Consider the following 25,894-nt stretch of genomic DNA (forward strand, 5'->3'; position numbering starts at 1 on the left):
TCAATATCCCGATCAAAACAAAGAAAGCAGATTCCCGTGACGGGAATCTGCTTTCTTTTATATTCTAGGAATACTCACTCCGAAATGTCCTGTCATAAAAACAGACCCCGGAGCATCGGGCTCCGGGGCATCAAGCAAATATATTATAAAAGGGGTATGAGTACATTATAAAGCGCCTATCTTAAAATTAGATGAAAATAACCTTGAAGGCAGCTTAAAATTTGTTGGCTATTACGTGGAGAATGCCTGCTTCCCCCATTTTTCCAGCACACGCGCAAGTTCCGGAACAAGTACCGGTTTACTGATAAAATCGTCCATGCCCGCTTCCAGGCACATTCTGCGGTGCTGGTCGTCAGCAAATGCGGTAACGGCAACCACGGCAGGCCGACGCTTCGAAGCCAAATGCCGCCGAATGGACTGCACGGCTTCAATCCCATCCATTACGGGCATCTGCACATCCATAAGAATCAGGTCGTATTGCTGCTTCATTGCAGTCCGGAGGGCCTCCAGCCCGTTCACGGCCACATCCGGACGATAGCCCATCTTGTTCAGGATCGTCACCAGCAGCTGCCGGTTAACCGGGTGATCATCCACCACCAGAATCTTCAGCTGCCCGAAGCGCGGCAGCGTCGCTTCCGGCAGCTCCGGATAGCTTGCAGCCGTAGCTTCAGGTTCTGCCGTATTCCCGGCTTCCTCTATCGATACAGGCTCGGGAGCTGGCTTCAATGCGCCTTCCTCGGAGTCCGTCTGTGACCAAGCTTTGGTTTTGATGGTGAAATAGAACGTGGTCCCTTGTTCGCCGTCCGCATTTTGGATGACTCCGATCGTCCCTCCCATGAGCTCGACGAGCTTCTTGCAGATGGAAAGGCCCAGGCCCGTGCCTCCGTACTTGCGGTTAATAGCCGGATGCAGCTGGGAAAAGGATTGGAACAGCAGGTCCAGCTTGTCCGATGGGATGCCGATTCCCGTATCCTTAACGAAAAACTCCAAATATAAATCTTCTTTGGTAGAGTCGTCAGAGACACGGGCCGAAACAGATACATGGCCCGAATCGGTAAACTTGATCGCATTGCCGATGAGATTGATCAATACCTGCCGCAGCCTGCCTTCATCACCCTGGATCATGGCAGGAATATCCGGAGACAGCTCCATGCTGAGCACCAGATTTTTCTCGGATGCTTTGGCGGTGAACAGCTCGGTAACTCCCTGCAAAGTCGAACTGAGCTCGATTGGATCTTCGCTGAGCACCATTTTGCCGGCCTCAATCTTGCTGAAATCCAGAATCTCGTTCAGAATTTGGAGCAGTGCGTCGCTGCTTTGACGGATAATATCCGTATAGCTTTGCTGTTCTTCGTTCAGCGGGGAATCCGCAAGCAGCTCGATCATGCCGATAATGCCGTTCATCGGCGTCCTCAGCTCGTGGCTCATGATGGCCATGAACTCGGATTTGGCTTTGTCGGCGCGTTCGGCCGATTCCTTGGCCCGGAGAATTTGTTTCTCGTTCGTAATGTCATTGAAGACAATGACAGCCCCCATGCGGACTCCCTTATCAAACAGCGGCGTAACGCGGTACGATGCCAGAAAGCTCGAGCCGTCCTTCCGCCAGAAGATCGATTCTTCCTTGTACAGGGCAATCCCTTCGCGAACCGCATTCATCACAGGGGATTCGCCGGGAAGATAGTGCGTTCCATCCGCCCGGGTCTGCTGCAGCATGTCCAGAAATGATTGTCCGATCCATTCTCCGTCGCTAAAGCCCAGCATTCTGGCACCGGCCGGATTCATGAAGCCCGCCTTTCCTTCCAAATCGACGCCAAAGATCCCCTCGGACACGGAGTTCAGAATCAGCGCGTGTTCATAGCTCAGCTTCTCGATTTGCTCCAGATGCTGCTTGCTCTCCGTGATATCGCTCGTGATGCCGAAGACGCCGACGATTTTGCCATGTAAAATAATCGGCACGTTAATGACACTCACTTCGATGCGGTGGCCGTTGCGGTGCCGCAGTCCGATTTCATAGGTCTGCGGCTCGCCTTTTGCGGCAAGGTTGAAATGATAAGCCGTCTTGTCCACATCGACGGGATCGATTAGTGGTGTAAAGTGGTTATGCACCATTTCATGCTCCGTATAACCGGTCAGGAGCTCTTGACCGCGGTTGGCCGTCAGCAGGTTGCCTTCGAGATCAAGCGATGCAACCCCTGCGGGATTATACTCAAACAGGGACTTGTATTCTTCCAGCTGCAGATCGATCTGCTTGCGCTCCGTTATATCGCGGGAAACAGAAATGACCTCTTCCAATTCCCCATGGATGTTGTACGTGTACCGGCTGTTGGTCTCGAACCAAATGTAGGTGCCATCTTTGCGCCGGAAGCGGAATGTAAAAGCATCCGGCGAGTCGATATCCAGGGCGGAAATCAGATGATGCCTAACCATCTTAACGTCATCCGGGTGAATGTAGCTCTTGCTCGATGTCCCGACCATCTCCTCCGGCTCATATCCGAGCAGGGATCGGCATACCGGGGATACATAAATGAACGTGAGTTCATCATCGACCTTGTGCCTCGAAATGAAATCCAGCGAATAATCCATGATAAGCTTATAGTCCTGCTCGCTCTGCTTCAGCTTCTGTGCCATCTCGATCCGCTCGTTCACATCGCGTCCAATGGTCAGGATGCGTTTGATGTTCCCTCCATGGTCCTGAATGATCTGGAAGGATGTCTCGATCCATACGTAATGCCCGTCCTTGTGTCTGACCCGCCGGGTAAACACGCTGTCGAAGGAGTAGAGGGCGCTTCCGCTCAGCATATCGGCGGCATCGTCCGGATGATAAAACTCGGCGCGGTGGCGACCGATCATCTCTTCCGGTTCATATCCCAGAATGTGATACATGGATGGAGAGACATGCTCCAGAATCCCGTCCGCACTGCTGGAGGAAAAGAGAATATCCGAATTTTTCTCGAATAATACACGTATATCCTGGTCCAGCTCGTCATTTTCGGGTTCGGTGGTCCCGGTCTCCCGCAGAACTGTGGCCTCCTGAACAAGGACATGTCCCTCCATGGAATCGCCGGCTCCGATGAGCGAAACCCTCAGCCTTACCCGGACATCCGTTCCGTCTTTATGTATATATCTTTTCTCCAGGCATGTGCTTTCGGCAGCAGAATTCTGCAAAAGCTTAAGCAAGCATGCCGCGGAAGTTCTTGTTCGATCATGGGGATGAGTCAATTCATCCTCCCTCATGCCTAATAGTTCGGCCTCCGTATATCCCAGCATTCGCGCGTAGACGCCGCTGACCGCAATCCATGTCCCGGTATCCACGGCAACGGCAGCCATCGGAATCGACGCATGCTTATACATCTGTTGAATGAAATCATGATTCAGCGAGTAATTCACCGCCTGTCCTCCTTGCTACATCATTGGAATGCCTTCGCCAGCTCCGTATCTCTATCATTAGACAAGGCGAAAACGCATATTTTCATATTTTCATCTATTATATCAATAAACCCGGTGAACGGGCTTTGTACCAATTGATTTACATTATTCTTGTGACAGACAGCAGAAAGAGCAGTCCGGGACCTTCACCGGACTGCTCTTCGATTAGAATTTACGTTATGCTTGGCGCAACAACGTTAGCCAAGGACGACCTCGACCTGGTGGATCTGCCCGTCGCCTTGAACAGGAACCGTATTCCCCTCAAACCGGCTGCCGTCCACGCTTAATGAAGCGACGCCTTTGCTAACCCGGTTCGGGTTGGTTACATGAATGACGTAGGTATCGCCACGGAATACCCGCGTGATGGTGAATTCGTCCCACCCTGTCGGGATGCACGGATCAATCTGCAGACCATCGTATCCAGGCTTAATGCCAAGGATAGACTGCGTGATAGCCACGAAGTTCCATGCAGCCGTGCCGGTTAACCAGGAATTCTTCGCCTCGCCTTGACGGACGGCATCTTTGCCGGCGATCATCTGCGAGTACACGTAAGGTTCCGTACGGTGAATCTCGCTGATATCTTCCAAATAAGCCGGAGCGATTTTCCGGTAAAGCTCGAAAGCCCGGTCTCCCCGTCCGATCACCGTTTCCGCCATCATGACCCAGGGATTGTTATGGCAGAAAATGCCGGCATTTTCCTTATAACCCGGCGGGTAAGAGGAAATCTCGCCAAGATTGATATAATATTTGGAATATGGCGGATTCTGAAGCACGATACCATACGGTGTTTCCAGTCTTTCCGCTACCGAATCGAGCGCCTTTTCGGCGAGCCCTTCCTCCACACCGATACCGGCCATGACGCAAAAGCCCTGCGGCTCGATAAAGATTTGGCCTTCTTCGCATTCCTTGCTTCCGACCTTTTGCCCGTAATGATCATAGGCACGCAGGAACCAATCGCCGTCAAAGCCGTGTTCCAGCGTCGTCTTACGCATCTCCTCAATATGCTGCTCAGCAGCGGCTGCCTCTTCCGACAGCCCCCGCCGTCTGCACAGCTCTGCAAACTCCGGTCCGGCAAAAACGAACAGACCCGCGATGAACACCGACTCCGCCGTCCGCCCTTCGATATGCTGCGTAGTCTGGAACGACTCGTCCGGCACGTCGGAGAAACAGTTCAGGTTCAGGCAGTCATTCCAGTCCGCACGGCCGATAAGCGGCAGTCCGTGTGGACCGAGGTTCTCGATTACGTGATAGAAGGAGCGCTTCAGATGCTCGAACAAGGTCGCCGTATTGCCCGGATTGCAGTCGAACGGAACCTGCTCATCCAGAATGGCGAAATCGCCGGTCTCTTTGATGTAGGCAGCCGTTCCGACAATCAGCCAAAGCGGATCATCGTTAAACCCGCCTCCAACCTCGTTGTTCCCCTGTTTGGTCAGAGGTTGGTATTGGTGGTATGCGCCTCCGTTCTCAAACTGCGTCGATGCGATATCAATGATGCGCTCTCTGGCCCGTTCCGGAATCTGATGCACGAAGCCGAGCAGATCCTGGTTCGAATCGCGGAAGCCCATGCCTCTGCCGATGCCGGATTCGAAATAAGATGCCGACCGCGACATATTGAATGTCACCATGCACTGATACGGATTCCAAATGTTCACCATGCGGTTCAGCTTGTCATCGCCGCTTTGAATCGTATATTTTGAGAGGAGATTGCTCCAATATTCCTGAAGCTCATCCATTGCGTTCCGCACACCCGCATCATCGGCAAAACGGCTTATCATAGCCTCAGCGCGGGTCTTATTAATGATGCTTGGCGCTTCCCATTTCTCTTCCTCAGGGTTCTCCACATAGCCAAGCACGAAATTCAGGGATGTGGATTCACCTGGCGCGAGCGCAAGCTCAACGCAGTGTGAAGCCACCGGGGACCAGCCGCTCGCAACCGAATTCGCGGATTGGCCGGAAGCCACGGTCTGCGGAGCCTCCAGGCCATTGTACAGCCCCAGGAACGACTCCCGGTCCGTATCGAAGCCGTCAATTTCGCGATTGACCGAGAAAAAGGCATAATGATCGCGGCGCTCCCGATATTCCGTTTTGTGATAAATGACGGAGCCCTTCACTTCCACTTCTCCCGTGCTCAGATTGCGCTGGAAGTTGGTCATGTCATCATAGGCATTCCACAAACAAAATTCGATAAATGAAAACAGCTTTACCTTTTTCGGTGCCCCGGAGGTGTTTGTTAGGGTCAGCTGATGCACCTCGCCGTTATATTCGAGCGGTACGAAAGCCAATTGTTCAGCACGGATTCCGTTTCTTTCCCCCGTAATGCGCGTGTATCCAAGTCCGTGGCGGCATTCATAAAAGTCCAAATCCTTCTTGACCGGCATCCAGCCCGGCGTCCAGAAATCCCCTTCGTCATACACATAAAAATAACGGCCCCCGTTATCTACAGGGATGCTGTTATAACGGTAACGGGTCAACCGCCGCAGCCGCGCATCGCGATAAAACGCATAACCCCCGCCCGTGTTCGACATCAAGCCGAAAAAGTCCTTATTGCCGAGGTAATTGATCCAGGGATAAGGTGTTTTAGGCGTCTGGATGACATATTCCTTGCTTGCATCATCAAAATAACCGTACTTCATTGGCTGTTTCCCCTCTCGAATACGTTTTTGTGAACGCGCGTTTATTTTGCGCTATGATGAAGCCCGTCACCGGGCGCATCTTCAAGCTCCTATCATTTCATCTCATTTCAACGGCATGCAGGTATCCCTTACCATCAGGCGGGTTGGAAAGCTCATCGTGCTGAAGGAGCTGCTGCCTTGCTCACACATGTCCACGATATGCTCGGCAGCGGCCTGCGACATCTCATAAATCGGAAGGCGAACCGTAGTGAGAGCAGGCAGAAGCTGTGAAGCGACGGGAATGTCATCAAAGCCGGCGATGGAAATATCATCAGGGATACGAAGCTGAAGGTCCCTGCAAGCATCCATCGCTCCCAGCGCCATGGTGTCATTCGCCGAAAATATAGCGGTCGGCCGCTGTCCCTCCGCGAGTAATCGCTTAACTTCATCGTATGCCTTCTGCCTGATGAATTCACCCTTCATGACTAACTCACCCGGCACTTCGAGTCCGTGTTCCCGCATCGTATCCAAAAAAGCCTGGTGGCGCTCACGGCCCGATTGCGTGTTCATTCTTCCGCTAATGAACCCGATCTTTTTGTGACCGAGCTCGATCAGATACCGTACAGCCATGGCAGCCCCTTCATAATCCTTCGAGTTCACGACGGCAGCATAGTCTTTGTCCAGACGTTGTTCCAATAGCTCGGCGATGTCATAATCGATAAGCACGAAAGGCAGCGCAAGCTTGGCTATCGCGCGGACCATGCCGTCATTTCTCTCCGTGCCGACGATGATGCCCCCATCAATCCTTTTTTGCAGAAAAGCCTGCTTGACCTTAAGGAAATCATCCTCTGAATACACCGTATGAATCAGCACATAGTAACCGAGACGGTTCACCGTATCGACGATCGTCTCCACGAACGGCGCGAAATAGCTGTTCTGATAGATCCGGTTCGGATTCTGCTTCTCGGCGGTACTGACCACGAACAGACCGATGGTATTCATGCCTTTGCCGGCAAGAACGCGCGCAGAGGTGTTAGGCTCGTAATGGTTCTCTTCAATCACCCTCATCACCTTGGCACGCGTCTTCTCCGGCACGTTGGAGTAGTTGTTGATCACGCGCGAAACGGTGCTGCGGGACACGCCCGCCAGTTTCGCAATATCTTCGCTGCGCATGGCATCCCCTCTTTTTGTGAAAGCGCGTTTATTTCGTTCATTGTAACCTCATTCGCGGGCAAAACACAATAACCAGTTTCATTGTAAAAGGGATTATCCGGTGTGCTGCATGCAAAAAAGCCTGAAGCAAAATGACACGCTCCAGGCTTGTATCCGAAACACCCCGATATTTATTTACAGCAGCGCTTCAATGGCTGATTCCAAATCCAGGGGACTCACCGGCGATTCAAACCGCTCCACCACGTTTCCTTGGCGATCGATCAGGAATTTCGTGAAGTTCCATTTGATATCGTTGCCTTCCAGCAGCTCCGGCTGCTCCTTCTCGATGTACGCCGACAGCATCTTGGCTTCGGAATTATTCTTGTCAAAGCCCTTGAATGGCGCCTGCTCGGCCAGATAAGCGAACAACGGATGCTTGCCCGCGCCGCGGACCTCCACTTTCTCGAACAGCGGGAAGCTCACGCCGTAATTGATTTGGCAGAACGTGTTAACCTGCTCATTGCTGCCAGGCTCCTGGCCTCCGAATTGATTGGAAGGAAAGCCGAGGATTACAAGACCGCGCTCTTTGTACTTCTCGTAAAGTTTCTGCAGATCGGCATACTGGACGGTAAATCCGCATTCGCTTGCCGTGTTGACGACCAGAAGCACGCTGCCCTCGTACTGCGACAGTTCCTTTTCTTCGCCGCGTATACTGCTTGCCTTAAATGAATAAACACTCATTTCCCAAACCTCCGTCTGATGATTATTGTCGTATTTGTTTTATAATTAATAACAATTTAATTGTGTGCAATCAAAATTTATCATAACGCCAATCCACTGTCAAATGCGTTCCCCGGCCGGATTCAGGATTATTTTAGAAAAATGGGTAATATATAAACGATGCATCGTCCGGAAACTGCCGGCTTTGATGTGAAACTATGGATCGAAGCATGAATCATACCCAGCAAAGGAGCGTTGAACCATGAAATTATCCGGCAAAACAGCGATTATTACAGGCGGAGCGAGCGGAATCGGGCAAGCGACGGCGCGGCTATTCGCGCAAGAAGGCGCCAACGTGGTCATAGCCGATTTTTCCGAAGCGGGCCAAGAGGTTGCGGACCGGCTTCAGGAAGACGGACACCGCGCCATTTACGTAAAGGTAGACGTGATGGAGGAAAAGGATATTGAAGCGCTGATCGAGCGCACCGTGCACACGTACGGGCAGCTCGATATCATGTTCGCCAATGCGGGCGTGGCTAACGACGAGCCTGCCGATTCGCTTTCGCTCGAGAAATGGCAGCGTACGCTTGACGTGAATCTGACAGGGGTGTTCTTGTCCGACAAATATGCCCTGCTCCAAATGCTGAAGCAGGGGACAGGCGGAGCCATTATCAATAGTGCCTCCATCCACGGACATGCGGCTATGCCCGGCGTTACGGCCTACGGGGCCTCCAAGGGCGGCGTCGTTATGCTAACAAAGACGCTGGGCATTCAGTACGCCAGCAGGGGCATTCGCGTGAATGCGGTGTGCCCGGGCTACATCGATACCCCGCTCTTAAAGGCGCTGCCGCCGGAGGCGAAGCAGAAGCTCGTTGACCTGCATCCGATCGGACGGCTGGGCAGCGCCGAGGAAGTCGCCAAAGCTGTGCTGTTCCTTGCCAGCGACGACTCCTCCTTCATCGTCGGAAGCAGCCTGATGGTGGATGGAGGATATACGGCGCAATAATACGAAACAATGCTAAAAGCGTCCGGCATTCAGCTTAGGCTGAGGCGGACGCTTTTTGGCATTTTAGCTTTTGTTAGCTTTTGTTAGCTTTTGTTAGTTTTATATTAACCTTTTTTGGCTTTCAGGACCTGTCACTTTCAGCCGGAGCCCTGGCGCAATCTTTATGTTTCGTCTACGCTGATCCAGGTGCCGTCCGGTATTTCATTCGTCCGTTTGCCTTTGACATGCCATAGCGCAGGCACGTCCTTCACATGACGGAGTTCGACGTGAAACGGCCGCCTATCAGGCAGTCGGTTGAAACGAAGCCTTAGACGGTTGCCGTCCACCACACGTTCCTCGAGTCGGATCTCCTCCTCATCTTCGGCATGGCCGCCGCAATCGCTCTCGGGCACGATTCTTCCGCTTGAATCCGGGTCGATCCGCTTGTTAAAAGAAATAACCACTTCCGAATCCCCCCGGGTGCCCGCGGTCAGCGGAACCGGAGGATCATCGTACATATACCCGCCCAAATGGTACTCGTAGGCAGTCCAGGTATGATACCCCAAATCGTATACCGTATTCTGAAACTGATTCAGCCAGGCGCGGTCCTTCACCATATTCGTTCTGGACCCGATATCAGCCTGAATGCCGAGCGGCAGCTCGGGGAAGGCTGCGCGGATCGGAGCAGCGAAGCCCTCGTAGCTGCGCGGATAATCCGGCTTCAAATTCCGCTTCATCCAATCGGGCCAATGGGTCTGCAGCATATGCAAATCCGGTTTTACCCTGCCGATCATGGAGATGGAGTCGAGGCCTTGCCATTCCTTCAGCCGGAGGGTCGATACCGCCCCTCCGTCCACGGCGAGCGACCAGGTGGCAACCAGGATATCCGGCCTCACTGCACGGGCGCCACCGCTGCCATTAATGATTTCATCGATGAGTCCGTTCACGGCCTCTACGCGAAAATCAATCCATTTCGCGTAAGTTTCCGGCGTTTTTTTATAATAATTCGCTGCGAAACGGTTCACGAATTCCGGAACAGCAAGCCCGTGCTTTTCATCGAACGCCTGCTGCGCAGCGGGACCGATGTCACCGTATACGCCGCGGCGGATGCCGTCCCATTCGGGAAAATAAGGCTCGGCGATTTCAATCCCGTCAAAAGGATGCTCAAGGAGCATCCGGGCAACGGCTTCCTTCTTCCACTGTACGTACGCGCTCGAAAATGGAGAAAACCGTTCAAATCCGTCATTCAGCTCCTTTAACAGTCCCATTCTCCATTCGCGCCATTCCGGAGGCAGATGGGAGGTTGAGAAGGTTCCGTTGCCGATGACCATAGCCCAAACGGCGATGTCCCGTCGATGAAAGGCTTCAATGAGTTCGCCGTTGACCTCGTGCTCGTTTACCACGAAATAATGGACGATCCGGTAGCCCGCCAGCTGTATTTCTTCGGCAATGCTGTCCGCGGAACGGTTAAGATAATAAGGAAACAGGGGATCGATTTGAATGCTCGGCCCATCCATGGCTCCTTGTTTAAAATTCGCTAGCTCACTTCTCACGTCGGTCTCCTTCCTGTGAATTTCCGGGCATGAGCCCTGCACAAGCAACATATGCGCTTGTTGTTGTAGCATTGCCGAAAATGGAAATTTTCACCCTTAGCTGATTTTATGTAATAACGTCCGCAATCCCCGCACCTGCCCATACTGCGCATCATACAATAGAGCAAATGATGCAGAGGCGGAGGGTGCTCCATGTCTATTTTGAAGCTCAGGAATCAAATCACGCTGCAGCAGCGGCTGGCACAGCTGACAGGCCATCTTGTCGAAATCAACGGCGAAGGGCTGGGTCTGGAGCCGGGAAGGCTGCAGCGCGTTTTCAAAAGCGATTTCATTCAAGTTCAAGGGGAATTGTTCGTTCCCCTGAGTCTGCAAACCATCCGGGTGTTCGACATCAAGCCTGCGGCCTCCACGGTACGCGTCGGCCTGCGCACAACGTTCAGTACCGGTTCGGCCTTTTCCAGCATCCGGCTGGTTCGCATCGGAACCGATTTTATCGAAGTGGAATCCAAGGGAAAGTTTCCTTCCCGCATTCTGTTTCCCCTGAACAAGATCGAGGGGATATTCCCCGTCCGCCTGAAAACGAAGCGCTAAGCGCGGCATCACCATTCCGTCCATCTCCATACCGCCAGCGCGGTCAAATGCAAGGGATAAAACAGGCGCCACATCCACTTCCGGACCCTGGCCTGCTCCAGCCTCCTCCAAAGCGCCGGGCCGTATACCACCAGCAGCGTCGGAACGATGCTCAGCATTTGCAGGAGGCCGCCGGGACCGTATGCCAGCATATACAGCAGATTAAGCAGCAAATGCGCGAATAGAAGGCGCTCGCCCGCAAACCAGCGGAATATCAAGACCATCAGCAATCCATAGGCTCCATAATCAAAAGGAAACAGCTGCATCACCATGCCTGCCGCAAGGACAATTCCTCCCTTAATCCACGGCGAGACCGCCTGATCCATCATCTGCATGACGGCTGCGGCCATGAACAGGGTCGCTATCACGTTCAAGCCGTCGGGGTTCAGGGCGAGCTGATAAGGGATTTGCGACAGAAGCGCGAGGAAGAACAGCCTCGCCAAATATCGGGGTCTCGACCGGGTATGCAAATGCCCCTGCACCACAGCGTACGCATAGATCGGAAAAGCAATCCTGCCGATCATGCGGAGCCAAATCAGGTTTTCAAACACAACAATGCCCATATGATCCACCAGCATGGTGATCATGGCGATCAGCTGCATAAGCCTCGTCCCTCCTTCCGCTTGGCCGAGCGGTGCCTTTATTCCATTTTACTTCGCTTCAGCTCTTTCTCCAAGTTCCTCTCCGGGTGTGATATATTCATAAAAGAAATAATACCATCTCGCCTCAAGGAGGGTCACTACTTTGAATTTTGACAAATCCATCACCAGAAATCTCACCGGCTCCGAAAAGTGGGACGGTATGCAGCGTATCTTCGGCACAGCAGATGCCCTGCCCATGTGGGTCGCTGATATGGACTTCGAATCCCCGCCAGCGGTGATTGAAGCCATGAAAAAGCGCGTCGAGCACGGGGTATTCGGCTACACCATGCAAACGGATGAATATAAGAAGTCCATCGTAAACTGGATGAAGGAGCGCCATGACTGGGCCATTGATCCGGAGTGGCTCGTATTCTGCCCGGGTGTCGTGCCCGCACTCAGCTTTGCCGTACAGGCTTTCACCGAGCCCGGAGACCAGATCGTGATCCAGCCGCCGGTGTATCCCCCTTTTCACAGCGTCGTCCAGAATCACGGCCGGGAGCTTGTCCTGAATCCGCTGAAGCTTGAAGACGGACATTATTCCATGGATCTTGAAGGCTTGGAGCAAATTCTGACAAGCGGGAAGATCAAAATGCTTATTCTCTGCAGTCCGCATAATCCGGTGGGACGGGTATGGACCCCCGCAGAGCTGGATGAGCTGATCCGCCTTTGCTCGCAGCACGACGTCCTGGTCGTGTCCGACGAAATTCATGCGGACCTCGTATACGAAGGAACCAAGCATACGCCTCTTGCCAAGCTGCCTTCGGCGGACCGGATCCGCTCCATCATCTGCACCTCGCCGAGCAAGACGTTCAATATTGCCGGACTCAACACATCCAATATCATCATTCCGGATCCGGATACGCGCAGCACCTTCATGAAGGCGCTCCAGCTCTATCATGTCGGGTCGATCAGCGCCATCGGAAGCACGGCCGCGGAAGCCGCGTATACCGGCGGCGGCGAATGGCTGGATCATGTGCTCGCTTATCTCCAGCACAACATCGATTACGTCATCGGCTTTCTGCGTGACCGGATACCCGAGATCAAAGCCGAGCGTCCGGAGGCGACCTACCTGTTATGGCTCGATTTCCGCAGCCTTGGCATGACCCCGGAAGAGACAGCAGATTTCCTCCTGAGCAAGGCCAAGCTTGCCTTAAATCAAGGAGCTGCATTCGGGCAAGACGGAGAAGGGTTCATGCGCATGAATATCGCTTGTCCGAAAGCCACCGTGGTCGAGGCAATGGATCGGCTTGATGCGGCTATGGCCCAGTGGCGGCAGGAGCAGAATCGTTAATCCGCCCTTAGGGCGACGTTTCGTGGGATGGAATCTGCCTGGTCTGCTTGGTTGAAATTCATGCTGACAGGGTACTTAACTACTGACATGTCCAAGACATTTAAGGAGGTTTTTTACCATGGCAGAACAACGGCTTGCAGGAAAAACGGCAGTAGTTACAGGAGGCGGTTCGGGGATCGGCGAGGCTGCGGCCATCCGCTTCGGGCAGCATGGAGCCAAAGTCTATCTGCTGGACCGGACACCGGAGCATGCGGAAAAAACCAAACGCCGGATCGAGGAAGCGGGGGGCGAAGCGATCGTGATCGAGTGCGATATTTCGAAGCCCGAGAACGTGAAGGCAGCTTATGGCCAAATTGCCGGGAAGGAAGCCCAAATCGATGTCGTATTTGCCAATGCGGGCATTAACGGCACGATGGCTCCCATTGAAACGATGGAAATCGACGAATGGGACCAGACGATCAATACAAATTTGCGCGGTACCTTCGCGACGGTGAAGTATGCGATTCCTCTGCTGAAGGATAAAGGCGGCAGCGTCATCATCACGAGCTCCATCAACGGCAACCGGGTCTTCTCGGGCATTGGCTTCTCGGCTTATTCCTCCACGAAGGCCGGGCAGGTGGCCTTCATGAAAATGGCTGCCCTGGAGCTTGCCCGCTACAAAATCCGGGTCAATGCCATCTGTCCGGGTGCGATCGACACGAATATCGGCGAGAATACATTTCCTTCCGACGATCTCGAAAAGGTGAAAATCCCGGTCGAGTTCCCGGAAGGCGATCATCCGCTCGAACAAAAGCCGGGCGAACCCGACCAGGTCGCGAATCTGGTCCTCTTTCTCGCGTCGGATGAATCTTCGCATGTGACGGGTACCGAGATTTTCGTGGATGGGGCCGAATCCCTGCTGCGCGGCTGATTTCATTGTTGATACCCCCAAAGAGTCCGAGATGATCGGGCTCTTTTTTATTTATATATTTATTTATGAACATTTCGCTAACACTATGAAAATATTGCCTCATTTTGTCGAAATATAGAAGGTAATCTCCAATTTAAACCAATTGCAGATTATACACATACATATATTTGGGGGAATTATTTTGAAAGCACAGCGAAACGGAGTTCTGCAGAGATTCAAAATCAAAAGGCTCCGAAGCAGGCTCATGCTCATCATCTGTCTCATGGTCATCCTACCTAATATCGTCATCGTGCTGTTTGCTTCAGGCAGCGCGCAGGATCAGCTTAAGGATAAAATGGAGGATACAACACAATCAAGCGTCACGCTTCTCAACAAGCTCATAGATACAATGGTTCAAATGCAGGTGTCCAATATCAATCAGCTTGCGAATCAAATCACGTCGGCGGACATCGACCAACGTTCCATTCAGGCACGGAAGCTGATCAACGATTACAAGGCTCAGCATCCGGAGGTCGAGCTGGTGCTGCTTGGCAATGACCACGGAGCCTGGATGGAGTCGCCCGATCCCGGGAAGCAGGACTTCGATCCGCGTACAGGCGCGTGGTACACGCTTGCGAAGAAGTATCCCAGCCAGGCAATGGTTGGGGATCCCTCCGTCTCATTCACGACCCAAAATTACGTGCTGACCGTGTCCAAAGCGCTTCCCGATGGACAAGGCGTCATTAACATCAGTGTCAGCATCGCCGAAATCGATAAAATCGTCAAAAATATCCATCTCGGCAACAACGGGTACATTTATCTGATGGACCGCAACAATCTTATGATGTCCCACCCGCTGTTTAAAACCGGGGAAAAAGCCAAAGGCGATCAGCTCAATGCGATGAAAAGCCAGCGGGAAGGATTCATCTCTTATATGAATACAGACACAGACGTGCTTCAGCATGGTTACTATGCAACGAACAGCATAACCTCGTTCAAAATCGTAGGCGTGCTCCCCGACAGTGAGTACAAAGAGGCTACGGCACCTATTTTCTATACGGCCCTCGCGGTGCTGGTTATTTCCGTAGCGATCGTGCTCGTACTCCTGTTCTTTATCATCCGCGGCATGACCAGGCCGATCGAGCAAATGAACCGGTCCGCCATCCGTGTCAGTGAAGGATACCTGGATGAACAAGTCTGGACAAAGCGTTCCGACGAAATCGGTACGCTGGCTTCCAATTACAACGGCATGGTTGCCTCTCTGCGGCGCATGGTTCTGGAAATGGGCGACACATCGAGCCAGCTTGCGGCTTCCAGCGAGGAGCTGACGGCCAGCACCGAAATGAATGCCAAATCGGTGGAACAGGTATCCAATCTGGTCTCGAATTCATCCGAAGGCGCCCAAATTCAAGCGCTCGCAACCGAAGAAACGGCCCGAACGATCGAGGAAATGACGCGCGGCATTCAGAAAATCGCCGAATCTGCGGGAACCATCGTGGATTCCTCAAGCCGCACCGAAGGGGATGTACAGGCAGGCAGCCAGAAAATCCGCCAGGTCAGCGCGCAAATGGACACCATCCTGAACTCCACGAAGGAATCCGCAGAGCTCATGGAGCAGCTGCATGACCATAGCGCCAACATAGCTGCCATGAGCACGGCCATCTCGGAAATATCCAAGCAGACGAACCTGCTGTCGCTTAACGCAGCCATTGAAGCGGCGCGCGCCGGCGAGCATGGACGCGGCTTCGCCGTGGTGGCCGACGAGGTCCGCAAGCTTGCCGACCAGTCGAACACAACCGCCGATGACATCCAGCAAACCATCGTCAAAATGACGGAGCTGATCTCAAGCGCATTCGACGTGATGAGAAACAAGGTCCAAACCGACGTCAACCAGGGACTCGATGTAACAAACGAAGCGCTGGAGGCCTTCGTGAACATCGAGCAGTCGGCCAAACAAATCTCCGACCAGGTGCAGGACATTTCCGCGGTAACCGAGCAGATGTCGGCAAGCAGCCAGGAAGTCTCCGCGGCCATGCATGAGGTGGCAGGCATATCCCGCCAAACGATGGAATCCTTCGGGAGCGTCAACGCGGCCAGCCAGGAGCAGCTGGCATCCATGCAGGAAATCACGTCTTCCGCGGCCGGACTCTCCCGGATGGCGGCAGACATGCAGCTTATTATCGACCGTTTCAAGCTGGATAAACAGTAACGGCTTAAGCTCTCAAGCAACAACAAGAGGCCAACCGCGAAGTCCATAAGGACTTTCGTGGTTGGCCTCTTCTTCCTGGGCGTATTTCGCTCCAGCAGGCTTGTTACTTTTTCATCCGCTCATGCAGGAAGTCCACGATATGAACCGCCTTCATCTGACCGCTCAGCCCCTGCTCATCAATGCCATGCTTCATCTGCAGCAGGCAGCCCGGATTGCTGGTCAGCAAGTAGCTGGCTCCTGTAGCCTCCACATGCTCCATCTTATGATCGAGAATCTGTCCGGCCATGACCGGCTGCGTAATATTGTATATCCCGGCCGAACCGCAGCAGCGGTCGGCGTTCTTCATTTCCACGAAGCAAGCTCCCTCAACCTGTCGCATCAGTTTGCGAGGCGCATCGGCCGAGCGCATGACGTTGCGAAGGTGGCACGAGTCCTGATATGTGATCGTGACGGGCTCCGTGCCTTCCGGCGCTTTATCCTGGCTGAAATCCAGGCTTCTTCCGGCACGAACGAGCAGATCGCTGATGTCGATGACCCGATCGGCGAACCATACGGCATCGTCACGCCACTGCGGATCTTCATGCAGCAGATGGTCATATTCCGTCAGGATCGCCCCGCAGCCGCCGGCATTCGATACGATGTAATCCACCCCTGCCGCCTTGAAGGTCTTGATGTTGCGTCTTGCCAGATCCCTGGCTCCCTCCGCTTCCCCGCTGTGCGCATGCAGGGCTCCGCAGCAGTTCTGCTCGGGCGGAATGACTACTTCGAAGCCTGCTGCCGTCAGCAGCTCCACCGTGTGAACGTTGGTTTCGGTGAATAAAACGTCCATGATGCAGCCGCGGAACAAGGCCACTGTCGCAACCATCTCACCCTTGGCCGGATGACGCTCGCCGATCTGCTCCACAACGCCGCGGCCGGAAGCGTCCGGCAAAATCTTCTCCATATCCCGCATATGCTTAGGGAAAAGCTTCATCGCTCCCGAAGCATGCGCGACGGTACGAAGCCCTGATTTCTGGTAGAACTGCAGCCCGCGGCCGACCCATTTCATCCGCTTCTGATGCGGAAATACGGTCTTGAACGCGGCTTTGCGCGTCACCTTGATCCACGTTTTATGCTCTTTGTGATCTTCAATCGCATCCCGTGCTTGTTCGATGAGCTGGCCGTACTGGACGCCTGCCGGACAAGCCGGCTCGCATGCGCGGCAGCCAAGGCAGTGATTCATCTGGTCCTCGAACGCCTGATCGGGCACCATGATGCCGTCCGTTACGGCCTTCATCAGCGCGATGCGCCCCCGCGGGGATTCCGCCTCAAGGCCGGTCTCCGCGAAGGTCGGGCATGCCGGGAGGCAAAAGCCGCAGCGCATGCAATTGGTCAGCTGATCTTCATCGAGGCGAAGCCGCAGCTTCTCGGTCAGCGCGTTCGCTTGCTGTGTCTGTCCCTTAGCCACGCTGAATCACCACCCGTTTGCGCGTTTCCTTCGCGAATACCTTGCCCGGATTCAGCAGGTTATGCGGATCGAAGGAGCTCTTGATGGCCTTCATGACGTCCATTCCCGCAGGTCCGACCTTCCACTCCAGGAAGGGAGATTTCACCATGCCGACACCGTGCTCGCCGGTAATGGTTCCGCCCAAACGGATGGCTGCCTCGAAAATTTCCTCGAACGCTTCATCGACGCGCTGAATTTCTTCCTTGTCGCGCGCATCGGTCGTCGCCGTCGGATGCAGGTTTCCGTCGCCCGCATGCCCGAACGTGCTGATCTGCACTTGATGCTTCTTCGCGATTCGGTTGATCTCGATCACCATCTCGGCAATTTTGGATCGGGGTACGGTCGCATCCTCCAGAATCGTCGTCGGACGCAGTCTCGCCAGCGCCGTAAAGGCGCTGCGGCGCGCGGTAAGCAGCTTCTCGGCTTCTTCCAGGCTGGCCGCAATGCTCACCTGATCAGCATTCTCGCTCTTGCATACCTCGGTAATGATCGCGATATCCCGTTCAACCGCTTCTTCGTCGCCGTCCTGCTCGATAAGCAGGATCGCCTCCATGTCGAGCGGCAGGCCCAGCTTCGCGAAGTCGTCCACGACGCGGATCGTGGCATTGTCGAGAATCTCAAGCGTCGCCGGAATGATCCGGTTCTCAATGATTTTGGATACCGTCCGCGCCGCGCCGTACAAATCCTTGTACATGGCGAGCATGGTCTTCTTATATCTTGGAGGCGGAACCAGCTTAAGGATGGCCTCCGTGATGATGGCCAGCGTCCCTTCCGAGCCGACCAGCAGCTTGGTCAGGTCATAACCCGCCACATCCTTCATCAGCTTGCCCCCGGTCCGGATAATATCTCCGTTTGCCAGCACCGCTTCGAGTCCAATAACGTAATCCTTCGTCGTGCCGTACTTCAAACCGCGCAGCCCTCCGGAGCATTCCGCGATATTCCCCCCGATGGTGGAGATGGACATGCTGCTCGGATCCGGCGGGTAGAACAGCCCCAGGCTCTCCACATGAGTGCTGAACTGCTTCGTATTCAGGCCGGGCTGAACCGTGGCCGTCAAGTTTTCAAGGTCGATTTCGAGGATTTGATTCATACGATGCATGACCATGACGACACCGCCCTGCACGGGCACGGTGCCCCCGCACAAATTGGTGCCGGAACCGCGGCCGACAACAGGAATTTGATGGCGGCTCAGCACCTTCATAATTTGCGATACCTGCTCTGTGCTTGACGGATACACAACGGCATCCGGAAGAGACTGCAGCATCGGCGTCCCGTCATAGGAATGGGTAACAAGGGACTGCGGATCGTCTTTAAAATGATCGCCGCCCACGATGGAGATAAGCTCGCGTTTGACTTCTTCTTGCAGCAAGGAAAGCACCCCTTTGATCGCTTTAAATAAATTAGTCAGGTCATCTGATGACTTTTCATGTGATCAAGTATACACTAGAATATATGAATCGAAAATAGACCTTGAATCGAAAAATTAAAATTTTAACTTGTCCGCGCTTGCGGTAGAATAAGGTAAATGATGGCATTTCAGGAAGGACGTTGAGTAGCTTTGACCAGCCAGCAAAGGCCGCTTAAGCAATATGAGTGGGTTATGAACGATTTGAAAAAACAGATGGACGAGGGGCAGCTGCTGCCCGGGGACCGTCTTTCTTCCGTAGTCGATCTGGCTGCGCAGTATAACGTAGGCAGATCGACGATACGGGAAGCGCTCAGCGCGCTCAAAGCGATGGGGCTGCTGAATATCAAACAGGGCGGAGGCACGTTCGTCAAGGCACTGCCCGCGGATTCCGAACCGGTTCACCCCATGCAGCAGTATGCGGATCTCTGGGAGGGCAGAGCCGCGTCGCTTCGGCATGTGCTCGAGGTTCGGCGCGTGCTGGAGACGGGCTGCGCCGCCCTTGCGGCGCAGCATCGGACGGAAGAGGACCTTGCCGTGTTCAAACGGCTGCTGGAGGATATGGAGCATTCGGACGACGAGCATTTTATCGAACAAGCCGACGTCCAGTTCCATCAGGGCATCGCGGCCGCAACCCATAATCCCCTGCTGAATGACCTGATGGAGTCTTTATCCCACAAGCTTCATGAAAGCATGAAGGACATGCGCGCGCTGTGGTTTTATGCCGAGCGTTCTTCCGCCGAGCGCCTTCTTCAGGAGCACCTGCGTATTTATGAAGCCATTGCACAGCAGGATGCCAAGGAGGCCATGGCGCGTATGGAGCTCCATATTTCCAAAGTGGAGCAGGTTCTGGATCAAAAAAGGGCCGGAGACCATCATCTTCAGGGCCTTTAATCCGTTAGCTAATTTTCGAGGCGGACGACGACCGTTTTGCTGAACAAGTGAACATCGAGGCAGGACAGCACGCCTTTGACGCGCGCAATCATTTTCTCCAGATGCCCGTTCTCGATCCGCGGCAAAAAAGCGGCGTTTTCCGTCTCGGCTATAAATTGGAGCGTATTTAAAAACAGCTCTGTATCCAAGTCAATCTCCGCAAAGCTGCGCATCCGGTTGATCAGCTCGTCCAGGCACAGCTGCTCGGGGGGAAGCTCGCCCTGCGTCTGAAGGTACACCTGTTTCAGCTTAGCTTTGACGGCCATATGCGCAACGATCAGCGAAGCCTTGCATAGACCCTCTTCCATTAGAAGATGGGCTAAATCAATATGGGTCCGTGACAGATCATTCCAGCTGCGGGCTTTGGAATACATTTCGTAAATGTCCGGTTTAGGGTGAGCGTACCGGTCGCTGTTCGGAAGATAATCCGCCTTCGGCAACATACAAACAACCTCCTCTATCCAAGTATCGATGCCAAACAAAGTCCCAGGTTTTATTTCTCTCTCTCCCCTTCGCACTTTGCGTAAAACTCACCATTCCCGCTCTCCAGTTAGGAACAAAGTCCTTTCATTTTTGCGCTTCTATATCGATACAGCGGTTGGGCTTATGGTATATTCTTCGGTCTTTCCTCCTAAAAAATGAAGATAATTCCAATAAAAAGGCGTGAGGTTTTACACCCCTGCCAGCTTCCAAAGGGTGCTATAATGGATAGGTTCCAAAGACATCATGATGATTAAAGGAAGCTGAGCTAATGATTGCTACGATTTTACTTGAAGTGGTGCTGCCCGTGTTCGTGTTAATCGGATTCGGTTCCCTGATGCAGCGGGTTTTCCGTCTGGACTTATATACCCTTGCCAAAATCAATTTCTATTGTATTACGCCTGCGGCCGTTTTCATGAGTATGTATCATTCGGATATGTCCGGCAGCCTGCTTGGCACCGTCGTTATGTTTTATGCGCTGTATGTGCTTATTCTCTACCTCTTGGGTTCGGGTATAGCCCGCTCCCTTAAATTCCCCCCCAGCATGAAGGCGGCTTTCAACAACAGCATTATGCTCGACAATTCCGGCAATTACGGGATGCCGATCAACTCCCTGGTGTTCAAGGGAGACCCGCTGGCCGCCTCCATGCAGGCATTGATCATGTCGCTGCAGAGTCTCCTGACCTTCACCTATGGCGTCATCGCGATTCAAGGGGCGAAGATGAAGGGAAACTACCGGAGCATGATCATCGGATTTCTGAAGATGCCCGTTCCCTACGCGTTGGTACTGGGTCTGCTGCTGCACGCGCTGCATGCTCCGCTCCCCGTCTTCGTGTCACAGCCTTTAACATACGCCCAGCAATCCATGGTTGCCGTGGCATTGCTCACACTCGGGGCTCAAATTGTCAAATATCCGCTCCGGCTGTACCGGCTGGATATCTATATCAGCTTAATCGTCCGTCTTCTCATCGGGCCCGCGATCGGCTGCGGGCTTGTGTTTGCCTTGGGTCTGAAAGGGATTCCCGCGCAGGCGCTCCTCATCGCATCCGGCATGCCAACAGGCGTCAACACCTCCATCCTTGCCGAGGAATATGCAAGCGAGCCTGATTTCGCCGCGCAGACCGTGCTTCTCTCCACCCTGCTCAACGTCGTGACCATCACCGGGCTGATTTCGCTCGCGAAAATGTTTTAAGGCGTTCTAAGATTCATTACCGGGCCTCCTATGGTATATTATGTACAGCAGACAGAAGTACATAAATTTGGATTGCCAGGGGTGAATATCCATTGGATTTACTGGAAAAAAGGATCGAACAGCTCGAGGCAGCGATGCAGGAAATGCAGCGCGAGCTTGCCGAGCTGCGTCAAGTCAGGCGAGGCGTAGAGCGTCCTGCCGAAGCACCAACCGGAGAGGGGGCGTATCACACCGTCTCTCCAGGAAACGCGGGGATGCCTCCAGGCTACGCCGCTTATGGCCCGCAAGGCATGCCAAGGCAGCCCTATCCTCCGCAGCAGCCGGCTCCGGAATATGGACAGCAGCAAGGCATGCCGGGATATCCTCCGCCCGGAAGCGCAGGCCATCCGAATCAAGGCCAGCCCTATCAGAGCCATCCGCCTTACGGTTACCAGCAAGCGCAAGGAGCCGGGCCGGGGCAGCCAAGCGGAGCGCCGGGGGATTCGAAGTTTCCTCCGTACGATTTTATCCGGCAGCGGCCCCTTCCTCCTCAGGAGCCCAAAGCGCCTAAGGATTGGGAGCATCTGATCGCCCGCGTCTGGCTGCCGCGCATTTTTATCGTGGTGCTCCTGCTGGGCGTGCTGTGGGGCTTCACGGCCGCCGTCAGCGCGGGTTATTTGACCGAACCCGTACGCTGCCTTCTCGGAATTCTGGTCGCCGCAGCGATGTACTGGCTCGGAGAAAGGCAAATCCGCCGGGGGCGCGAGGCGCTGGGGCAGGTCCTTCTCGGCGGTTCGGTCGGAATTTTGATTTTATCGGTGTTCGCTGCCCATGAGCTATACGAGCTGATTCCTTCGTGGCTGGCTTTTGCACTCTATATTTTGTCCATCGCATTATGCGTCTTCACGGCCTTGCGCCACCGGTCCCAGACGCTGATCATTATCGCGACGGTCGCCGGGTACCTGATTCCCTTTCTTGTGCATTCCGCCGATCCAAACGTCTGGGTTTTCACAGGCTACGAGGCGTTGTTCTCGCTGGCGATGATTGCCGTCGCTCTGAAGTTCGACTTCCGCGCCGCCTACTTCGTGGCGGTGGGGGTACTGCATCTGCCGCTTCTGATCGGCTTTGCGGCAGACGATTTCGGCGAAAGCCGCCATATCTTCATTGCAGCCGTGTTCATTCAGCATGCCGTGCTGCTGGCCTATGCCTATTTCGGGCCCAGCCGCCGCAAGCTGGATGAAGCCTTGTCGCTGTTTCCGGGATATGGGCTTCTGGCGCTGTGGATTTATGCCCTGTATCCATTTACGGAAGATTCCATTCATTGGCGTCCGCTGATGCTGATTGCCTGGGCGCTCCTATACAGCCTTGCCGCCTTGGGTAAACACTTAAAGGGTGAGCGTCCTCCCGTGTTCATTTCCATCGCGACGGCTGCCTGGTTCCTGTGGGCGCTGGATATATTGAACCAAAGCTACTCTCCTGCGGCTGCCACCGTCATTGGCACGGCCGGATTGATCGTAGGCTTTAAACTGAAAAATCTTGTGCAGCAAATTACGTCAGCCGTGGTGTTTTTATATGGCCTGTTTGGAACGCTCTTCCTGGTCATCGAAGACGTTATTTCAGCACCGACCGTGTCCTGGCTCATTTTGCTGCTGAGCATTTGCCTGTTGTCTTATGTCATCCGCTACCTGTCCGGGCAGGACCGTGCCGACAAGCTGCCGGATATCCTCATGTGGGTGGATGCCCTGCTCGCCATTATCTTTATCACTCAAATCACGAATGTGCTGACCCGGGACCTCAGTTATGACTTGCGGCACCTGATTCTGTCGGCGGTATGGGCGCTTTATGCCATCGCGGTGATCGTCTGCGGAATGATCATTCAAAGAACCATGGTTCGCATCGCCGGCATCGGACTGCTCTTCCTGACCCTGGTGAAGGTCATTATCGTGGATTTGCCGGGCGTATCCGTCGCCGTTCGGGCTATCCTGTTTATCGGTCTCGGCGCATTGGGAATGGTCGTGTCCAGGCTCCTGTACAAACGCAAGAACAACCCATCGGCCGCCCCAACTTCGGATGAGGCAGCTGTGGAGCCGTAAATAATTGCTTTATCAACTACAAAACAGACGCATTCCTCCTCACCGGGATTGCGTCTGTTTTTTGTCGTCCGCTACCTGCAGGCCTTTATAGCTCTAGGACAGCAGTATATCCGTAAGCTCACCGTAACTGGCAACATGATAATGCGGTTTGTGTCCGGATTCCGGTCCAGCGTGCCGGTGATTCAACCAAATGGCCGTCCAGCCGGCTTCAAGCGCCCCTACGACATCGTTTCTCCATGAGTCCCCGATATACATGCTCCGCTCCGGTTCCGTTCCCGTCCGTTCATTCACATGTCGAAACAACCGGGGATCGGGCTTGTCATAACCGACGGCTCCCGAGATGAACCTGTATTCCTCAGGAATCAACGCATCCATTCCAAGGGCTTTCATTTTGGCCATTTGATGCTCTGCCGGTCCGTTCGTAATCAGCCCGACCACGTGCCCGGCAGCCTGAAGCCTGCGGATGAGCTGTACCGCCTCCGGAAAAGGCGTGATTCGAAATTGTCCCTTCAAATATTCGTCCTGGATCCGTGCAGCTTGCTCTGGCGTTACATCGATCCCGAATTCGGCAAGAGCCAGCATCGCTCGCTTCATCCTCATTTCCTGCAGATCCCGCTCCGCGCCCGCTGCGTTTAATCCGCCATGCTTGGCTGACAACGCGTCGCTGTAATAACGAAATCGATGGTAAACCGCTTCGTACGGAAATGCATCGCCAGTAGCCAGCACAGACTCCAGCGCTTGTCTCAATGGCTGTAAATGGTCATAAAGTGTATCATCCACATCGAAGAAAATTCCCTTCGAGCCCTTTTTCTTTTCTTCCATCGCTTCTCCTCTTTATATTGTGATTTTTGTTACAGCATCCGAATTTATGTCTATTTTAGCACATTTCCTCAATGGCCACGCCGCTTTCCGTCTTCTTTTGATCTGGAGGCAAGCTCTGAGGAGTACGCTAAACCCCTTTCAATTGTGACAGAACTGGCACAACCGTTCTCGTCCCGCCCAATTATGAACAAAAATGAAAATCGCTGAATTTGCCCCTTTTCAGCGGTTAATCGTTGTATTTGGCGTTTTTTTCGGGAGAATGTGAAGTTTATCACAGAATAATTGTATTTTAATGGTAAATATGTATTTTCTTATATTTGTTTTCGATTTCCCAGATTACTATGCTAGGGCTATGAGGATTCGCGAATAATCCAAAGCTCAGCAATAAAGACATGCTAGAAAGGAGTTTCCCGTGAAAAACAAAAAAAGATGGCTTTTTACTTCCATACTTATTTCCATCATCATGCTTCTCAGTGGATGTGATTCCATGGTTGTACTGAATCCGAAGGGGCCGGTTGCCAAAACGCAGTCCGACACCATTATTTTCTCGATTCTGATGATGGCTTTTGTTTTGCTTGTTGTTTACATCTTATTTGTCGTGATGCTGACCAAATACCGTGCCAGCAAAACAAGCGATGATTATGAACCGCCCCACATGGAGGGAAATAAATGGCTGGAGTTGATTTGGACGGTGATCCCGATCATTATCGTAGCTATTCTCTCCGTTGTCACCGTCCAGACGACCAATGCTGTTGAAAAGGTGCCAGCCGGCTACGAAACTCAAAAGCCGCTTGTCATTTATGCAGCTTCGTCGAACTGGAAATGGCATTTCAGCTATCCTGAAGAGAATATTGAAACGGTCAATTACGTGAATATTCCGACGAACCGTCCGGTCGAGTTCCGACTCTACTCTTACGGTCCGATCACAAGCTTCTGGGTACCGCAGCTCGGCGGTCAGAAATACGCCATGAGCGACATGGTCACCAAGCTGAACTTGGTTGCCGAACATGAAGGTTCATTTATGGGTAAAAACTCGAACTTCTCCGGTAAAGGCTTCGCCCAAATGGAATTCGAAGTGCTGGCTCAAACGCCTGCCGAATACAGCAAATGGGTCAAAGACGTGAAGGATACCGCACCGGAGCTCAACGAGCAGGAGTTTAACAAGCTGCTGAAGACGGATATCGTCGGCCGCAAATCGTATACTTCTACCCACCTTGACTTCTCGCCGGCTCCTATGGACATGTCCGAACACGGGCATGACGGTAACAGCAAGACTGAAAACACAGACTCCGGCAAGGAGCCTGCAGATCATAGCGATATGAGCGATATGGATCATAGCAATATGGACATGAAAGACAATTCGTCCATGCAAAGTGGACATTAAGATCATGGAGAA

Annotated in this window: 19 protein-coding genes; 9 read left to right on the top strand and 10 right to left on the bottom strand. The window is 53.4% G+C overall.

The window, feature by feature from the left end; genetic code table 11:
* Nucleotides 1–231: 231 nt before the first annotated feature.
* The 4 genes from ACTHPM_RS22650 to ACTHPM_RS22665 form a co-directional block, all read right to left on the bottom strand.
* Nucleotides 232–3,387 carry a PAS domain S-box protein gene (locus ACTHPM_RS22650; RefSeq protein ID WP_440397722.1) on the bottom strand — a complete coding sequence of 1,052 codons (3,156 nt, stop codon included), beginning with the start codon at nt 3,385–3,387 and terminating at the stop codon, nt 232–234.
* A gap of 236 nt (nt 3,388–3,623) precedes the next feature.
* A complete protein-coding gene (locus ACTHPM_RS22655) occupies nt 3,624–6,059 on the bottom strand; it encodes a GH36-type glycosyl hydrolase domain-containing protein (protein WP_440397723.1) in 2,436 nt (811 codons plus the stop codon).
* 102 nt (nt 6,060–6,161) lie between these two features.
* Nucleotides 6,162–7,211: a LacI family DNA-binding transcriptional regulator gene (locus tag ACTHPM_RS22660; protein ID WP_440397724.1), complete on the bottom strand. Its 1,050-nt coding sequence runs from the start codon at nt 7,209–7,211 to the stop codon at nt 6,162–6,164.
* 174 nt (nt 7,212–7,385) lie between these two features.
* Nucleotides 7,386–7,931 carry a glutathione peroxidase gene (locus ACTHPM_RS22665; RefSeq protein ID WP_440397725.1) on the bottom strand — a complete coding sequence of 182 codons (546 nt, stop codon included), beginning with the start codon at nt 7,929–7,931 and terminating at the stop codon, nt 7,386–7,388.
* Between the two features lie 241 nt (nt 7,932–8,172).
* Here ACTHPM_RS22665 and ACTHPM_RS22670 point away from each other — a divergent pair, with 241 nt between their 5' ends.
* Entirely contained in the window at nt 8,173–8,916 is a 744-nt protein-coding gene (locus ACTHPM_RS22670) for an SDR family NAD(P)-dependent oxidoreductase (RefSeq protein ID WP_440397726.1), read from the top strand.
* A gap of 161 nt (nt 8,917–9,077) precedes the next feature.
* On the opposite strand, the gene ACTHPM_RS22675 is transcribed toward ACTHPM_RS22670, so the two are convergent.
* Complete coding sequence (locus ACTHPM_RS22675) at nt 9,078–10,448, bottom strand: N-acyl-D-glucosamine 2-epimerase (RefSeq protein ID WP_440397727.1); 1,371 nt, start codon at nt 10,446–10,448, stop codon at nt 9,078–9,080.
* 192 nt (nt 10,449–10,640) lie between these two features.
* On the opposite strand from ACTHPM_RS22675, the gene ACTHPM_RS22680 reads away from it, so the two are divergent.
* On the top strand, nt 10,641–11,039 hold the full coding sequence (locus ACTHPM_RS22680) for a hypothetical protein (RefSeq protein WP_440397728.1): 399 nt from the start codon (nt 10,641–10,643) through the stop codon (nt 11,037–11,039).
* Nucleotides 11,040–11,047: 8 nt separating this feature from the next.
* Here the strand turns inward: ACTHPM_RS22680 and ACTHPM_RS22685 are convergent, their stop codons facing one another.
* Nucleotides 11,048–11,680, bottom strand: a complete 633-nt coding sequence (locus ACTHPM_RS22685) for a TraX family protein (protein WP_440397729.1) — start codon at nt 11,678–11,680, stop codon at nt 11,048–11,050.
* Nucleotides 11,681–11,822: 142 nt separating this feature from the next.
* Between ACTHPM_RS22685 and ACTHPM_RS22690 the strand changes: the two genes are divergently transcribed.
* From ACTHPM_RS22690 to ACTHPM_RS22700, 3 genes are all read left to right on the top strand, one after another.
* A complete protein-coding gene (locus tag ACTHPM_RS22690) occupies nt 11,823–13,010 on the top strand; it encodes a MalY/PatB family protein (protein WP_440397730.1) in 1,188 nt (395 codons plus the stop codon).
* Nucleotides 13,011–13,128: 118 nt separating this feature from the next.
* Nucleotides 13,129–13,920, top strand: a complete 792-nt coding sequence (locus ACTHPM_RS22695) for an SDR family oxidoreductase (RefSeq protein WP_440397731.1) — start codon at nt 13,129–13,131, stop codon at nt 13,918–13,920.
* 262 nt (nt 13,921–14,182) lie between these two features.
* Nucleotides 14,183–16,108: a methyl-accepting chemotaxis protein gene (locus ACTHPM_RS22700; protein WP_440397732.1), complete on the top strand. Its 1,926-nt coding sequence runs from the start codon at nt 14,183–14,185 to the stop codon at nt 16,106–16,108.
* A 103-nt stretch (nt 16,109–16,211) separates the two neighbouring features.
* Here ACTHPM_RS22700 and ACTHPM_RS22705 read toward each other — a convergent pair whose 3' ends face one another.
* Nucleotides 16,212–17,555 carry a (Fe-S)-binding protein gene (locus ACTHPM_RS22705; protein ID WP_440397733.1) on the bottom strand — a complete coding sequence of 448 codons (1,344 nt, stop codon included), beginning with the start codon at nt 17,553–17,555 and terminating at the stop codon, nt 16,212–16,214.
* Nucleotides 17,548–18,963: an FAD-binding oxidoreductase gene (locus ACTHPM_RS22710; protein ID WP_440397734.1), complete on the bottom strand. Its 1,416-nt coding sequence runs from the start codon at nt 18,961–18,963 to the stop codon at nt 17,548–17,550. Before ACTHPM_RS22710 ends, ACTHPM_RS22705 begins: the two co-directional genes overlap by 8 nt.
* Nucleotides 18,964–19,194: 231 nt before the next feature.
* Between ACTHPM_RS22710 and ACTHPM_RS22715 the strand changes: the two genes are divergently transcribed.
* Nucleotides 19,195–19,893 (top strand): FadR/GntR family transcriptional regulator, encoded by a 699-nt coding sequence (locus tag ACTHPM_RS22715; protein WP_440397735.1) that lies wholly within the window; start codon nt 19,195–19,197, stop codon nt 19,891–19,893.
* A gap of 8 nt (nt 19,894–19,901) precedes the next feature.
* On the opposite strand, the gene ACTHPM_RS22720 is transcribed toward ACTHPM_RS22715, so the two are convergent.
* On the bottom strand, nt 19,902–20,375 hold the full coding sequence (locus tag ACTHPM_RS22720) for a hypothetical protein (protein WP_440421685.1): 474 nt from the start codon (nt 20,373–20,375) through the stop codon (nt 19,902–19,904).
* A gap of 308 nt (nt 20,376–20,683) precedes the next feature.
* Between ACTHPM_RS22720 and ACTHPM_RS22725 the strand changes: the two genes are divergently transcribed.
* Nucleotides 20,684–21,604: an AEC family transporter gene (locus ACTHPM_RS22725; RefSeq protein ID WP_440397737.1), complete on the top strand. Its 921-nt coding sequence runs from the start codon at nt 20,684–20,686 to the stop codon at nt 21,602–21,604.
* Nucleotides 21,605–21,696: 92 nt separating this feature from the next.
* Complete coding sequence (locus ACTHPM_RS22730) at nt 21,697–23,676, top strand: DUF2339 domain-containing protein (RefSeq protein ID WP_440397738.1); 1,980 nt, start codon at nt 21,697–21,699, stop codon at nt 23,674–23,676.
* 93 nt (nt 23,677–23,769) lie between these two features.
* On the opposite strand, the gene ACTHPM_RS22735 is transcribed toward ACTHPM_RS22730, so the two are convergent.
* A complete protein-coding gene (locus ACTHPM_RS22735; RefSeq protein WP_440397739.1) occupies nt 23,770–24,498 on the bottom strand; it encodes an HAD family hydrolase in 729 nt (242 codons plus the stop codon).
* 463 nt (nt 24,499–24,961) lie between these two features.
* Here ACTHPM_RS22735 and qoxA point away from each other — a divergent pair, with 463 nt between their 5' ends.
* A complete protein-coding gene (gene qoxA, locus ACTHPM_RS22740; RefSeq protein ID WP_440397808.1) occupies nt 24,962–25,882 on the top strand; it encodes a cytochrome aa3 quinol oxidase subunit II in 921 nt (306 codons plus the stop codon).
* Nucleotides 25,883–25,894: the final 12 nt, after the last annotated feature.

Origin of the sequence: Paenibacillus sp. SAFN-054, from assembly GCF_051966755.1 — a bacterium.
Classification (GTDB): Bacteria; Bacillota; Bacilli; order Paenibacillales; family Paenibacillaceae; genus Paenibacillus_AQ.

Coding starts and splice junctions, on each gene's coding strand:
- ACTHPM_RS22655 (WP_440397723.1), bottom strand. CDS start 6,059: ATGAAGTACGGTTATTTTGATGATGCAAGCAAGGAATATGTCATCCAG.
- ACTHPM_RS22660 (WP_440397724.1), bottom strand. CDS start 7,211: ATGCGCAGCGAAGATATTGCGAAACTGGCGGGCGTGTCCCGCAGCACC.
- ACTHPM_RS22665 (WP_440397725.1), bottom strand. CDS start 7,931: ATGAGTGTTTATTCATTTAAGGCAAGCAGTATACGCGGCGAAGAAAAG.
- ACTHPM_RS22670 (WP_440397726.1), top strand. CDS start 8,173: ATGAAATTATCCGGCAAAACAGCGATTATTACAGGCGGAGCGAGCGGA.
- ACTHPM_RS22680 (WP_440397728.1), top strand. CDS start 10,641: ATGTCTATTTTGAAGCTCAGGAATCAAATCACGCTGCAGCAGCGGCTG.
- ACTHPM_RS22685 (WP_440397729.1), bottom strand. CDS start 11,680: ATGCAGCTGATCGCCATGATCACCATGCTGGTGGATCATATGGGCATT.
- ACTHPM_RS22695 (WP_440397731.1), top strand. CDS start 13,129: ATGGCAGAACAACGGCTTGCAGGAAAAACGGCAGTAGTTACAGGAGGC.
- ACTHPM_RS22700 (WP_440397732.1), top strand. CDS start 14,183: ATGGTCATCCTACCTAATATCGTCATCGTGCTGTTTGCTTCAGGCAGC.
- ACTHPM_RS22715 (WP_440397735.1), top strand. CDS start 19,195: ATGAACGATTTGAAAAAACAGATGGACGAGGGGCAGCTGCTGCCCGGG.
- ACTHPM_RS22720 (WP_440421685.1), bottom strand. CDS start 20,375: ATGTTGCCGAAGGCGGATTATCTTCCGAACAGCGACCGGTACGCTCAC.
- ACTHPM_RS22725 (WP_440397737.1), top strand. CDS start 20,684: ATGATTGCTACGATTTTACTTGAAGTGGTGCTGCCCGTGTTCGTGTTA.
- ACTHPM_RS22735 (WP_440397739.1), bottom strand. CDS start 24,498: ATGGAAGAAAAGAAAAAGGGCTCGAAGGGAATTTTCTTCGATGTGGAT.
- qoxA (WP_440397808.1), top strand. CDS start 24,962: ATGCTTCTCAGTGGATGTGATTCCATGGTTGTACTGAATCCGAAGGGG.